13 protein-coding genes are annotated in these 13,786 nt (G+C 67.1%); 7 read left to right on the plus strand and 6 right to left on the minus strand.

The window, feature by feature from the left end; translation table 11 throughout:
• Positions 1-15: 15 nt before the first annotated feature.
• The 6 genes from OKW27_RS18290 to OKW27_RS18315 form a co-directional block, all read right to left on the minus strand.
• Complete coding sequence (locus tag OKW27_RS18290) at positions 16-1,038, minus strand: AAA family ATPase (RefSeq protein WP_018424618.1); 1,023 nt, start codon at positions 1,036-1,038, stop codon at positions 16-18.
• A 237-nt stretch (positions 1,039-1,275) separates the two neighbouring features.
• Entirely contained in the window at positions 1,276-2,280 is a 1,005-nt protein-coding gene (locus OKW27_RS18295; protein ID WP_090809103.1) for a LysR family transcriptional regulator, read from the minus strand.
• A 5-nt stretch (positions 2,281-2,285) separates the two neighbouring features.
• Entirely contained in the window at positions 2,286-3,056 is a 771-nt protein-coding gene (locus OKW27_RS18300) for a hypothetical protein (RefSeq protein WP_429334320.1), read from the minus strand.
• Positions 3,053-3,964, minus strand: coding sequence for a substrate-binding domain-containing protein (locus OKW27_RS18305; protein ID WP_429334321.1), 912 nt, complete (start codon positions 3,962-3,964; stop codon positions 3,053-3,055). Before OKW27_RS18305 ends, OKW27_RS18300 begins: the two co-directional genes overlap by 4 nt.
• Positions 3,965-3,995: 31 nt before the next feature.
• Entirely contained in the window at positions 3,996-4,415 is a 420-nt protein-coding gene (locus OKW27_RS18310) for a c-type cytochrome (RefSeq protein WP_090810412.1), read from the minus strand.
• 164 nt (positions 4,416-4,579) lie between these two features.
• Positions 4,580-6,397, minus strand: coding sequence for a methanol/ethanol family PQQ-dependent dehydrogenase (locus OKW27_RS18315; RefSeq protein ID WP_090809097.1), 1,818 nt, complete (start codon positions 6,395-6,397; stop codon positions 4,580-4,582).
• A 418-nt stretch (positions 6,398-6,815) separates the two neighbouring features.
• On the opposite strand from OKW27_RS18315, the gene OKW27_RS18320 reads away from it, so the two are divergent.
• The 7 genes from OKW27_RS18320 to OKW27_RS18350 all read left to right on the plus strand — a co-directional run bounded on the left by OKW27_RS18320 (position 6,816) and on the right by OKW27_RS18350 (position 13,658).
• Positions 6,816-7,214, plus strand: a complete 399-nt coding sequence (locus tag OKW27_RS18320; protein ID WP_090809095.1) for a 4a-hydroxytetrahydrobiopterin dehydratase — start codon at positions 6,816-6,818, stop codon at positions 7,212-7,214.
• Between the two features lie 272 nt (positions 7,215-7,486).
• Complete coding sequence (locus tag OKW27_RS18325) at positions 7,487-8,512, plus strand: beta-ribofuranosylaminobenzene 5'-phosphate synthase family protein (protein ID WP_090810411.1); 1,026 nt, start codon at positions 7,487-7,489, stop codon at positions 8,510-8,512.
• A 105-nt stretch (positions 8,513-8,617) separates the two neighbouring features.
• Positions 8,618-9,544, plus strand: coding sequence for an NAD(P)-dependent methylenetetrahydromethanopterin dehydrogenase (locus OKW27_RS18330; RefSeq protein ID WP_184051994.1), 927 nt, complete (start codon positions 8,618-8,620; stop codon positions 9,542-9,544).
• A gap of 11 nt (positions 9,545-9,555) precedes the next feature.
• Complete coding sequence (locus OKW27_RS18335) at positions 9,556-10,779, plus strand: ATP-grasp domain-containing protein (protein ID WP_429334322.1); 1,224 nt, start codon at positions 9,556-9,558, stop codon at positions 10,777-10,779.
• On the plus strand, positions 10,742-11,782 hold the full coding sequence (gene mch, locus OKW27_RS18340) for a methenyltetrahydromethanopterin cyclohydrolase (RefSeq protein WP_429334323.1): 1,041 nt from the start codon (positions 10,742-10,744) through the stop codon (positions 11,780-11,782). Before OKW27_RS18335 ends, mch begins: the two co-directional genes overlap by 38 nt.
• A complete protein-coding gene (locus OKW27_RS18345) occupies positions 11,779-12,750 on the plus strand; it encodes an ATP-grasp domain-containing protein (RefSeq protein WP_429334324.1) in 972 nt (323 codons plus the stop codon). The genes mch and OKW27_RS18345 overlap by 4 nt, the downstream gene beginning before the upstream one ends.
• Positions 12,751-12,755: 5 nt before the next feature.
• The gene (locus OKW27_RS18350; RefSeq protein ID WP_429334325.1) at positions 12,756-13,658 is read left to right on the plus strand and encodes a triphosphoribosyl-dephospho-CoA synthase; all 903 of its coding nucleotides are present in this window, start codon (positions 12,756-12,758) and stop codon (positions 13,656-13,658) included.
• The last annotated feature ends 128 nt before the right edge of the window (positions 13,659-13,786 follow it).

Here is a 13,786-nt window from a genome sequence, read left to right on the forward strand (position 1 = left end):
TGCGCGCGCCGCCGGTCAGCGAGGCACGGCGACGTTCGCGACGATCCGCGCGATCAGCGCCTCGGCCAGCTCCTGGCGGCGCAGCTCGTAGATCGGCGTGAAGAACACGCGATGCCCCAGCGCCGGCAGCAGCACTTCGTGAATATCCTCCGGAAGCAGATGCGTGCGTCCCGCGAGCCACGCGACCACGCGCGCGGCCCGCAGCAGCGCGCTCATGCCGCGCGGACTTGCGCCCGCGAGAATCAGCTGCTCCATGTCGACGCCGTCGAGCGCGATGCCGAAGCGCGCCGGCGTTTCCGTCGCCTGCCAGATGTCGTGCACGTAGCGCTCGATCGTCTCGCTCGCCTGCACGCCCTGCTGGATCGCCGCGCCGATCCGGTTCAACTGTTCCCACGGCACGATCGACGGTGTCAGTTGCGCGAGCAGGCCGTCGACGTCATGGAACCTCGTGTCGAAGACGAGGCTGCGCCGCGCGTCCTCGTCGGTCGGCGTCGGCATGTTCAGCTCGAACAGGAAGCGGTCGCGCGCCGCCGACGCGAGCTCGAAGGTCTCTTCCTTCTCGACCTTGTTGCGGTCGGCGTATACGGTCATGTGCGGAAAGCGGTGCTCACGGTCGAACGCCCACACGGAACGTTCGGCCATCGCGCGCAACAGCAGCGATTGGACCTGCGGACGCGCGCGATTGATCTCGTTGAAGAAGAAGGTGGTCAGCTGCTCGCCGTGGCGCAGCAGCGGGCCCGGTTCGATGCGGGGCTTGCCGTCGGCATCGACGTAGGTGTGATAGACGAGGTCGCCCGGCATCAGATCGATCGTCCCTTCGACGCGCTCGAAGTCGCCGCCGACCACGCGCGCGAACGCCCGCAACACGGTCGTCTTGCCGACCCCGACGCCGCCTTCGAGCAGCACGTGGCCGCGTGCGAACAACGCGACGTTGATGAGTCTCAGCGTTTGCTGCTGACCGACGACGACTCTCGCGACTTCGTTTTCGATCCGCTGGGCGTGAGAACGCCAGTCCTGAAGCTGCTCGCCGGAAACCATCGCTGCGATCCCCTTCCGTGGTGGCTGGCGTTTATTTGCACGACGCTCGAACGTCGACGCGCTTCAAGGCTCGCCAGCCTTCCGTTCAAGCATGGTTTATGCCGATCGTGAGCACGGGACCCAGGAGTTAAATCGAATGCGAAAAGTTGGCAGCCTGTCACGACAGCCGGGTACAGACTGTGCCATCGACGCTGGCTGGGACGCGTCGTTCACCAGCAAGCCGACGAGCGCATGACGCTACCGCTGCGCGCCGACCGGCGGTTTCGCAAACACCCCGGCAAATTGCGCATATTCCTGCTCCAGATGCACAGCCGCATGCTCGAGCAGAAACTGCCGGAACATCATGCTGGTCGGCGAAAGCTGCTTCGTGCGCAGATGCACGACCTGCCACGCGCGTTCGATCGGCGTGCCGTTCACGTCGAGCAGCGCGATCTCGCCGGTGCGCAACTCCAGCTGCAACGTATGCAGCGAGATCAGACTCACGCCCATGCCCGCCATCACCGCCTGCTTGATCGTTTCGTTGCTGCCGAGCGTGATGGTTTTCGCGGGTGTGAACAGATGCTGCCGGAACATCGCCTCGGCGGCCATGCGCGTACCCGAGCCCGGCTCGCGCAGCAGGAAGGTGTCGCGGCGCAACTCCTGCAGATCGAAGCGGCGCGCGCCGCACAGCGGATGATCGAGCGGCGCGATCACCACCTGAGGATGACTCGCGAGCGGCTCGGCCGTCGTATCGAGTTCGGGCGGCGGGCGGCCCATGATCGCGAGATCGATCGCGTTGTCCTGCAACAGACGCAGCAACGCGTCGCGATTGCCGACCGAGAAGTGCACGTCGACCTTCGGGTATAGGTGCGAGTACATCGCCAGCAGTTTCGGCGCGAAGTAGGTCGCCGAACTGACGATGCCCACGTTGATCGAGCCGCTGTCGGCCTGCTTCAGCGACATCATCGCGTCTTCGGTGTCCTTGATTTCGCCGAGAATGCGGCTCGCGTGATGGGTCAGCACCTCGCCCGCTTCGGTCAGCGTGAGCTTGCGCGCGATGCGCTCGAACAGCCGCAGGCCGACCGCCTCTTCGAGCTGATGAATCTGCATCGACACCGCCGGCTGCGTCAGATGCAGCTCCTCGGCCGCGCGCGCGAAACTCGTATAGCGGCTCGCGACGACGAAAATCTGCAACTGCCGCAGGGTCAGCGTGCGAACGAAATTCAGCTTGACCCGGTTCGTCGCGAAACTCGCGTTCTGCATTTGATTCAGCGACTCGCTCGCGGCGCATTCGATGACGGTTTCGCCGGCGCCTTGCCCGAGGGCAACTTGTTCAGTGCCGATTGAAAGCTCAACGACTCCGTATGCGCCGGATGCGCAAAGTCGTTGTTGGGGCCCGGCACGTCGGTGCGGATCTGCACGACCTGGCCCGGCACGCCGTCGGCGAGCAGGAACGTGTAGCGCTTGCCCGTGTATTGCGCGAAGCGCTCCGCGTTCGGATCGTTCAGATAAGGCTGCACGACGATGCGCCGCGCGCTGACCGGCTTGCCGCCGACCTCGCTCGGCACGCTCTCGATCTGCGGCCCCGCGGCGAGCGCGAGACGTAGACGCTGCTGGAAATAGCGGCGCTGCCCGCCGGTGAGACCCTGCATCTCCGCGATGTCGTGTTCGAGAAAATAAATGATTGCCGGATTGCACTGCAGGCCGCCGATCGGCAGGTTCACGCTGCCGCTATGGTCGGACACCTGTGCGTCGCCTTTCGCGTTGTTCTCGCTCAGCACCAGCACCTTGACGACGTCGGCGCTGCGAGACGGTTGCCCGGAATCGATCAGCGCGTAGTCGAGTTCGGTCTGCGCGGCGACGCCGTGCAGATGATCGGTCAGAAAAATCAGCCGCTCGGCCGGCGTGATCTCGTCGCCGCCCGGCGCCGACGCCGGACTCGCCGCACACGCGGCGGCTGGCGCGAGGCACAGCACACACAGCGTCCCCATCAGCGCGGCGCGTGCCGCGCGCAGCCAGGCGCCGCCCGCGCGCGTCATTGCGACGCGTCGCCAGGCTTGCCCGCCGGCGCGTCGACCGGTTTGAGCATCGGCACCTGGTAGGTCGCGAGGATGCTGTCGATCTTGTCGTGATTCGCGCCGATCCATTGATCCACCTTGTCCTTCCAGTCCTTCTCGCCGTAGCGCACACCCATCGAAATCGTGTAGTCGAAGCGGATGCCCGGCCCCGGCGGGAACGGCACGAGTCTGACCGAATCACCGGCGCGCTTCGCGAAGTAGCCGGCGATCGGCCCCCACAGAAACACCACGTCGACCTTGCCCGCGCGCAGGTCGTGTTCGATCATCTGGCCCGGGTACACGGCCGGATCGCCGCTTTGCACCTGGTACGACACCGCCTGGTCGATCAGGTTGTGGCCGAGCAGCCAGTCCACCGCGGGGGTTTGCGAAAAGATGCCGAAGCGCAGCTTGTGCAGTTGATCGGGCGGCAGCTTCAGCAGGTCGTCGGGCGTCTTGATGCTCGCGAACTCGGGGCGGTTCGGCAGCACCATTGCGTAGGTCGAGCGCAGATACGGCTGCGTCGTCGACGTCATGTCATAGCCCTTCGGCACGCCGATGATCAGGTCGCACCGATAGCGCTCGCTGCCGTCCTCCTTCTCGCGCAGCGTGTGGCGCACGAAGCCCATGCGCTGTGGAAAGTACGTGTATTCAAGCTTGTAGCCGAAGTCGCTCGCCATCTGGGCCGCGATGCGGTTCTCGTAGCCCTCGCCCTTGTCGTTCGACAACGGCATGTTGTTCGGGTCCGCGCACACCCTGAGCACGCCATCCGCGCCGTCGTTGTTCGGCAGCGCGGGGCCGTCCGCCCGGACCGCGGCGCTCGCGAGCGCCGCGCCACACAACGCGGCCGCGATCACGCTGACATGCACGGACATGCTTCTCTTATCACGCATCGTGAGCCTCCGGAAGAATGACGGCACGGCGTTACTTGGCGTCGATGGCCTTCAGATCGCCCGGCTTGATCTGTCCATCGGAGCGCCCTTTCAGGTACGCGTAGAGGTTTTCCCAGTTCTTCTGCATCATCTGGCTCGTGCTGAAATCGGGCATGCCCTTGTCCACCCGGCCGCCGAACACCGTGCGATGAAACTCCGTCTTGTCCAGCGTCTTGAACGCGTCGATCAGCGACGGCCCGACCATGCCCTGCTGCTGCGCGCCGTGGCAGCGTTCGCAGGCGAGCGCGCGCCACGTCTTCCAGCCCAGCAGCGTATTACTGTCCACCTTGGTGCCGTCGACCACCTTGTACGCGACCTGCGCAATCGAAGGATTGTTCTGCGCGTATCCGACGGGCAGCACGACGAGCGCTGCGGGCAACACCGTGAGCAACAGGATAGATCGGCCTTTCATGCACATGTCTCCATCTGGGAATAAGCCGCGCCCCGATGCGTTTCATCGACGCATCCACCAACGGGCGCGATCCGGGGGTGAGTCAATGCTTGCGCGAGGCTGACGGGGCGGCCGTGCCTGTTCAAGCCGCCCCGCTGATTCAGCCTTTCATTTCAGCCGTTCGTTCAGCTCTTTTCGCCAGGAATCGCGAACACGAACAGCGTGCCGCCGAGCGCGGTGTACTTCGCGAGATCTTTGTAGCCGCCGACCGCACCCAGACCTTCGGTCGGCTTCTCCAGACCTGCCGCCATGCCGATGCCGGCCCAGCCGCCGATGCCCGAATACACGCCGACGTACTGCTTGCCCTGATACTCATACGTGAAGACGTTGCCGATGATTCCCGACGGCGTCTTGAAGCGCCACAGTTCCTTGCCGTCCTTGATGCGCACCGCCTTCAGGTAGCCTTCCAGCGTGCCGTAGAACGCGATGCCGCCCCCGGTCGCCAGCACACCCGACCACACCGAGAACCTCTCCGGCTTCGAGTAGACGATCTTGCCCTTGCTCGCATCCCACGCGATGAAGTTGCCCATCGCGTTGCCCTCGTTCGGGCCCGGATACATCGACAGCGTGGCGCCGACATACGGCTGTCCCGACACGTAGTCGACATCGAACGGCTCGTAGTCCATACAGACGTGGTTGGTCGGCACGAGGAACAGGTGCGAGTTCGGATCGTATGCCGCCGGTTGCTGGTCCTTCGAACCGAGTGCCGCCGGGCAGATGCCCTTCACGTTGTGATCGGAGCCGGCCGCCTGCGTCGAGTACGCCGCATTGCGAATCGGCAGGCCGCTTTGCAGGTCGACACGGTCGGCCCAGTTCACCGCCGGGTCGTACTTCTGCGCGACCAGCAGCTGTCCGGTTACGCGATTGAGCGTATAGCCGAAGCCGTTCCGGTCGAAGTGCACGATCGCGGGCACCTGCTTGCCGTTGATCGTCAGATCGGACAGGATCATTTCGTTGACGCCGTCATAGTCCCATTCGTCGTGCGGCGTCATCTGGTAGACCCATTTGGCCATGCCGGTATTCAGGTCGCGCGCGAAGATCGACATCGACCATTTGTTGTCGCCCGGACGTTGCGTCGGGTTCCATGTGCCCGGATTGCCGGTACCGTAGTACACAAGGTTGAGTTTCGGATCCCACGCATACCAGCCCCACGTGGTGCCGCCGCCGAGCTTCCACTGATCGCCCTTCCATGACTTCAGCGACGAATCCGCGCCCACCGGCACCATCTGGCCGTTGGAGTACGTCATCGTCTTTTGCGGGTCGAGCAGCATATCGTTGTCGGAGCCCGTGCTGTACGCGGTCCAGGCCGGTTTGCCGGTCTTGATGTCGTACGCGATCAGACGACCGCGCACGCCGAACTCGCCGCCCGAGATCCCGGTCAGCACCTTGTCGCCGAATACGTGCGGCGCGTTGGTGTTGGTTTCGCCGGCTTTCGGATTGCCGTTCTGCGCGGTCCACACCACGTCGCCCGTCTTCGCGTTCAGCGCGACGAGCTTGGTGTCGGCCTGCTGCAGGAAGATCTTGCCGTCGCCGTACGCGAGACCGCGATTGACGGTGTCGCAGCACATCACGGAGACGACCTGTTCATCCTGTTTCGGCTGATACTGCCAGAGGAACGTCTGATCCTTCAGATTGACCGCAAAGACCTTGTTCGGAAACGGGGAGTGGACATACATCGTGTCGCCGATCACGAGCGGCGAGCCTTCATGGCCGCGTAGCACCCCGGTCGACATGGTCCATGCGACCTGCAGTTTGCCGACGTTGTTCTCGTTGATCTGCTTGAGCGGGCTGTAGCGGTGATTCGCATAATCGCCCGCCTGGGCCGCCCAGTTGGCTGGATTTTTCATCAGCGCGTCGAGCTGCGAATCGGCCTGCGCAGCCAGAGAGCCAAAGGCTGCGGATGCGAGGATCGCGAGCCCAAGAACTACAGTGCGTAAGTTCATGTCTCCTCCAGAATTGTCCTGCTGTTCAACTCACGAATGACCCACGCTACCTCATCGCATCGTGCGCGCCTTCTCGAGTGCAGGTAACGATTAACGCGCTATCCCGATTCGATGTCGGGCTTCGCGACGCATGAACGGCCGACGCACATTCCATGCCGGAATAGCGGCAACGTTTGCCGCTATTGGCTGCGCTGGCCCGGCGACTCGGCACGCGCGAGGTGTCGCGGCACTCGGGCGTTGCACGCCGATGCTTGCATGGCGGTAAGCTGAAGGGCCTGCGTCACGCGATGCGGCACATACTGTGTCACTTGCGTGATACGAATCGTGTCCTTTGCGAATCACACGCCGCGGCACGGGCCTGTCACTTGCAACGATGCTTCGTTCGGCGATCGATTCGCGCATTCGAGGAGCAACAGCCATGGCAAACACCGAGCACGTCTATACCGACGAAGAGATCCAGCAGCGCCTCGTCGGTCCGCTGCAGCACTGGTATCTGGAAGATGGCTGGCTGCGGCGCAAATACCGCACCGAGGGCTGGAAGGGAACGCTGATGGTGGTCAACACCGTGGGCCACCTCGCGGAAGCCGCCTGGCACCACCCCGATCTGACGGTCTCGTACGCATTCGTGACCGTGAAGCTGAAGACGCACAGCGCCAAGGGCATCACCGACAAGGACTTCGCGCTCGCGACGAAGATCGAATCGGTGGTCCACTGGCAGCCCGGCCTCGAGGACGGTCCGCTCGAAGGCACGCCCGCCGACGATCAGCGCTTCCGCTATATCAAGTACGACGCGCCCAAACCCGCGCAAGGCAGTTGACACGCGTTCCTGTCGCCGGATGAAACAGCGCGTGACACAGTGCGCCTTCGGCGTCACACAGCGTCCATGCGGCGGCGAAACCGCGTGGGCGCGGCGTGCCCGTTTCGCGGTTCCAGTGGGCCAAACTCGCGGCGGCGGCCGTTGCGCGTGCCTGGTACGGCTTTCGCTTGACGTCGCCGGGCGCACTATCGCAGGAACCCGCGACGCGTTGCGGACGCCCCGCGGCCGAACCCGGTCTTGCGCACCCGCAAGGACACCTGAGGACACTCGAGATGCCGCTTCAGCTCCGCCGCCTGCCGCCACGCGCCCCCATCACGATCGATGCGCCCGCGCGGCTGCATCTGGGCTTTCTCGATCCGAACGCGTCGCTCGGGCGTGCGTTCGGCAGCCTGGGGCTCGTCATCGATACGCACGGCACGCGGATCGAAGCGCGGCTCGCCGAACGCGAGCAGATCGGCGGCGTGGTCAGCGAGGCCGAGCGCGAGCGCATCGCGCTGAGTCTCGCGCGGCTGCAGGCCGCCTATGGACCGGCGACACTCGCGATCGACGTGCTGGAGGCACCGCGCGCGCACACCGGCCTCGGCTCCGGCACGCAGCTGGCGCTGGCGGTCGGCACCGCGTTCGCGCGCCTCGTCGGCCAGCCGGCGAGGAGCGCCGAGCTCGCGAGTCTGCTCGGGCGCGGCGCCCGCTCCGGCATCGGCATACTCGGCTTCGAGTGCGGCGGCCTGCTGCTCGATGGCGGCCCGCCCGGCGATCTGCGCCAGAGCATGCCGCCGCTGCTGTCGCGCCAGCCGTTTCCGCAGCCGTGGCGCGTGCTGCTCGTCAGCGACAACAGCCGCGAGGGCTTGCATGGTACCGAGGAACGCAGCGCGCTCGCATCGCTCGCGCCGTTTCCGCAGCGGCTCGCCGCGCATCTGTGCCACCTGGTGCTGATGCAGATCCTGCCCGGCGCCGCCGAACATAACTTCGCGCCGTTCGCGCACGGCCTCACCGAGCTGCAGCAGACCATCGGCGAATATTTCGCGAGCGCGCAAGGCGGCGTGTTCGCGAGTCCCGACGTCGAGCACGTACTGCGCGCGGTCGCCGCCGAACGCACCGCCGGCATCGGCCAGACCTCGTGGGGCCCGACTGGCTTCGCGGTGCTCGCGAGCGCGCGCGAGGCCGACCGCGCGCTCGCGACCGCGCGCGCCGTCGCGAGCGCGCTGCCGCATATCGAATGCAGCGTCGTCGCGGGCCGTAATAGCGGCGCGGCGATCAGCGGCGCCGAGGCGCGCGCGCCGCACATCGACGCCGCATGATGCGCTGCACCTCTCAGGCCGCCGCTTACATAAGGCGCTGCCACGCGCGGCGCGGCCTTGCCTTGCGCCCCGTCCCCGAGATTGCCACTAAAACGAGCCCCTGCCATGTCAGAAACCCTTGAAAGGCCCTACATCCTGCACATGTTCACGGCCACGCCGCAGATGAGTCCGTTCGACGTCAACATGGCCGCCGACGCCGGCTATCAGGTCATCGTGCCGTATTGCAACGTCGAAGCGGGCATGGTCGCGAATCTGACGCAGGACGCGATCTTCTCGCGCGGCCCGAAAGGGGTGTCGCGCACCGGCATCTTCATCGGCGGACGGGACGTGATGCAGGCCGCCGACATGCTCGACACCGCGCGCCGCGCGATGGTCCCGCCGTTCGAGGTCTCGGTGTTCGCCGATCCGAGCGGTTCGTACACGACCGCGGCCGCGCTCGTCGCGCTGGTCGAGCGGCATCTGGGCAAACAGCACGGCGTGGAGCTGGGCGGCAAGCGCGTGCTGATTCTCGGCGGAACGGGCGCGGTCGGGCGCATCGCGGCGGCGATCGCCGCGTCGCGCGGCGCCGACGTGACGATCGCGAGCCACCACGACCGCAATCGCGCGCTCGGGGCCTCGGCCGAAGTCAACGAGCGCTTCGGCATCTTCACGAACGGCATCAGCGCCACGACGCCCGCCGAACTGCGCGGCGCGCTCGCCGACGCGGAAATCGTGCTCGCCACCGCCGTCGCGGGCGCGCAGGTGGTCGGCAGGGACGACCTCGTGCATGCGAAGCGCCTGCTCGTCGCCGCCGACGTCAACGCGGTGCCGCCCGAAGGGATCGCCGGCGTGAATGTGATGAACGACGGCAAGCCGATCGACGGCGTGCCGAACGCGGGCGCGGTCGGCATCGGCGCGCTGGCGATCGGCAACGTCAAATATCAGGTCGAGCATCGCCTCTTCGTGCGCATGCGCACGGGTGGTAAGCCGGTCTACCTGGGATTCCCGGAAGCCTACGACGAGGCCCGCGCGGTCGCGGCCGGTCTCGGCTGAGCGCGGTCGTCATGAAGTCGCACCGCCCGCTCATGCATGCGCCGTTGGTCGCGGTCGTCGGGCAGTCCGCGCGCTTGCTCGCGCAGTCCGCGGCGCGCGCCGGCCTGCATGTCGCCGCGCTCGATGTCTTCGGCGACCGCGACACGCGCGAGGCCGCCGAGCTATGGTTCGACATCGGCCGTGGTGATGGCGCGCTCGGGATCGACCGGGCGCGGCTCGTCGATGCGCTTGCGCGTGTCGCGCGCTTGCCGGGTTTGCTTGGCTGGATCGGCGGCAGCGGGCTCGAAGCTTTGATGCCTCAGTTGTGCCGCGAATCCGGCTTGCCGCGCTTTCTCGGCAACGCTGCCGAGGCGATCGCGGCCGTGCGCGAGCCGCGGCGTTTTTTCGCGCTGCTCGACGCGTTGCGGATTGCGCATCCGGCTGTGTCGTTCGAGCGGCCCGCGACAGCCGAGGGCTGGCTGTTCAAGCAGGCGGATGGTTGTGGCGGTACGCATATCGAGGCGGCCGACTCGTTCCATTTGACGACCGACTCCGCGCACGGCTACTTCCAGCGCATTGGCCAAGGCCGCTCGCTGTCGGCGCTTTTCATCGGCGCGCACGGCAGCGCGCATCTGATCGGTTTCGCTGAGCAATTCACGTGCGCGATCGGCGATCTGCGCTTCGTGCATGCCGGCTCGATCGGGCCGATCGACTTGCCGCCAGCGTTCATCGCGCGCGTGCAGCAAGCGCTCGAGGCGCTGTGCGCAAACACCGGCCTCGTCGGCATCAACAGCTGCGACTTCCTGTCGGACGGCGCCTCGTTCGACGTGCTCGAAATCAACCCGCGCCCTTCGTCGACGATGGCGCTCTACGAAACCGCGTCGCCCGATGCATGGCCGGCCGGCCTGCTCGCCTGCCACCTCGACGCGTGCCGCCACGGCCGCGCGCCGTCGGCCGCGAGCCTCGCGCTCGCCCGCGCGCCGCGCTGGCGCGCCGGTCAGCGCGTGCTGTTCGCGCAGCGGCCGTTCAGCGTCTCGGCCGCGTTCTCCGACGCCTGCCTGCGCGATCCGCAATGCCGCGACGTACCGATGCCGGGCACCCGCATCGACACAGGGCAGCCGGTCTGCACGCTGCAAGTGCGAGCGGCATCGGTGGACGCGGTGCTCACCGCGCTCGACGCGCAGCACGAACGCGTCGTCCAACGAATCGAAACCTGCGATGAACCCGACCATGCCTGCCTCCACGCCCACAGCTGAGACTTCCGCGCCCGCCGCGTTGCCGAGCGTGAACGCGCTTTCAGAGCGCCTCGTAGCACGGCTCGTCGATCAAGCGGCACAGCTCGGCGTCGCACTGACGCGCACGCGCGATGGCACCGTGATCGCCGACGCCGGCGTCGACGCGCGCGGCGGCCTCGACGCCGGCGTGCTGATCGCGCGCATCTGCATGGGCGGTCTCGGCCGCGTCGCGGTACGCGCGAACTTCGACGCCGCGCCGCTGTGGCCGACGATGCTCGAGGTCAGCACGTCGTCGCCGGTGCTCGCCTGTCTCGGCAGCCAGTACGCGGGCTGGAGCCTGTCGGCGACCAGGGAGCAGACCGGTGGCAAGAAATTCTTTTCGCTCGGCTCGGGGCCCGCGCGCGCGCTCGCGGTCAAGGAGCCGCTATTCGACGAACTCGGCTATCGCGACCGCCACGAGCGCGGCGCGCTGGTGCTCGAAGTGGACCGCCTGCCGCCGCAGGTCGTGATCGACAAGGTGCTGCACGATTGCGGCCTCGCGCCCGAACACCTGACGCTGATCGTCACGCCGACACACTCTGTCGCGGGAACGGTACAGGTCGTCGCCCGCGTGGTCGAAGTTGCGCTGCACAAGGTGCACGTGCTCGGCGTACCGCTCGATGAGATCGTCGCGGGGACGGGCTCGGCGCCGCTGCCGCCGCCCGCGCCCGACGGCATTCAGGCGATGGGCCGCACCAACGACGCGATCCTGTACGGCGGCCGCGTGCACCTGAGCGTCCAGCACGACGAGATCGCGCAACGTCTCGCCGACACCCTCCCCTCCGCCAATTCGCGCGACTACGGCCGGCCGTTCGCGGACGTCTTCACGGCCGTCAACTTCGACTTCTATCAGATCGATCCCGCGCTGTTCGCGCCCGCCGAGGTGTGGGTCAGCAGCCTCGAAAGCGGCACGACCTATCATGGCGGCCGGCTCGACGGCGGCCTGCTGCGCAAACAGTGGGGCGGCGAGTCCGTCGCGCGATGATGATCACATCAGGCGTGCGCATCGCGATCATGACCGACGAGACCGGCTGGCACACCGGCCGGCTGAAAAAGGCGTTCCGCGCGCGCGGCGCCGAAGCGCGTTGCGTCGATCTCGCGGATTGCCGCATCGACACCACGTGGCTGCCGCACGGCCTCGCGATCCCGGGCTTCGGCCGCACGCTGCCGGACGCGGTGTTCGTACGCGGCATCGCCGGCGGCAGCTTCGAGCAGGTGACGCTGCGGCTCGGCATCCTGCACGCGCTGCGTGAATCTGGCGTGCCGGTGTACAACGACGCGCGCGCGATCGAGCGCAGCGTCGACAAGTCGATGACGAGCTTCCTGCTGCATCGCGCGGGCGTGCCGACACCGGCCACCTGGGCCGGCGAATCCGCCGCGTTCGCGCAACGCGTACTGATGCGCGAAGCGGCCGCCGGCCGTCAGGTCGTGCTCAAGCCGCTGTTCGGCTCGCAAGGCCACGGGCTCAAACGGCTCGGCGCGCGCGGCGGGCTGCTCGCGCCATTGCCGTCGCTCGCGCGTTATCGGCAGGTCGCTTATCTGCAGCGCTTCGTCGCGAGTGGCCGGCCCGGTTTCGACTGGCGCGTGCTCGTGATCGGCGGTAAGGCGGTCGCGGCGATGCGGCGCAGCGGCGGCAAGGGCTGGATTCACAACGTCGCGCAAGGCGCGCGCTGCGAGCCCGCCGAGCTCACGGTCCCGCTCGCACAGACGGCAGTGCGCGCAACCGCCGCGCTCGGGCTCGACTACGCGGGCGTGGACCTGATCCCGAATGCCGACGACGCCGCGCTGCCCCTCGTGCTCGAAGTCAACGGCGTGGCCGCGTGGCGCGGTTTGCAGTCGGTCGTGCCGCTCGATGTCGCGGCGGCGCTCGTCGACGATCTGCTCGATCGCAGGCTGGCCGAGCAAGCCGCTAGCGCCGGGTTGCCTGAGCAGTCTCCGCAGCGCCGGGCTTGAGCGCGATGCCCGACACTCATGCGATTCCCGTCGAGCACGCGCGCGCGGCCTTCCTCGAAGCCTGCGCGCTCGACGTCACCACGCCGAAACCCGGCAACGTCAGCACCCAAAGCCCCGGCCACGGCATGCACGCGGCCCAGTTCCTCGCCAGCGCGGACGCGTCGCTCGACGCGCTATTCGCGCGCGGCGAGCGCGTCGGACAGCGCATTCTCGACGCGGTCAAGGGCACGCGCGCGGCCGTCGGCTGCAATACGAATCTCGGCATCGTGCTGCTGGTCGCGCCGCTCGCCGCGGCCCTCGACGAAACCGGCGAACCGCCGGTGTCGGCGCAAGCGTGGCGCGCGGCCGTCGGCGACGTGCTGAGCCGGCTCGACGTCGAAGACGCTCGGCTTGCTTACCGCGCGATCGCGCTCGCCAATCCCGGCGGCCTCGGCGACGCGCCCGAGCAATCGGTCCACGCACCGCCGACGATCGGCCTGCGCGACGCGATGCGGCTCGCCAGCGAGCGCGACAGCATCGCGCGGCAGTACGCGAACGGTTTCGCCGACCTGTTCGACACCGGCCTCGCCGCCTACTTCGAAGCCTCGAAACCAACGCCCGAACCCGCGCCCGCCGATCCAGGCGAAATCGCGATGCTCAACGTGTTTCTCGCGTTCCTCGGCGGCTGGCCCGACTCTCACATTGTGCGCAAGCACGGCCTCGCGCTGGCGCAGAGTGTCACGCTCGCGGCACGCGAACAGCGCGCGCGCTGGCGCCAAGCGCGATCCGCCGCGCGCTGCTCGGCAAGCGATCCGCAACTCGATGCTTGGGACGCCGAATTGAAGGCACGCGCGATCAATCCCGGCACCAGCGCTGACCTCGCGGTGGCCACGCTGTTTCTTGCGCGCTGCGTCGAAGGGCGCGGTTAACCCTGAATCGTCTGGACTGAAGAAGACCCGAACAGCCGCGTCAGCAGGCCTTTAGCGAGAACTGGCACGGAACCTGTTAGTTAGTACCGCCGTGCATTCCCGCACCGCTCTCGCGATGCTGATCCGGA

The sequence above is a fragment of the Paraburkholderia sp. 35.1 genome, assembly GCF_050436525.1.
Classification (GTDB): Bacteria; Pseudomonadota; Gammaproteobacteria; order Burkholderiales; family Burkholderiaceae; genus Paraburkholderia; species Paraburkholderia tuberum.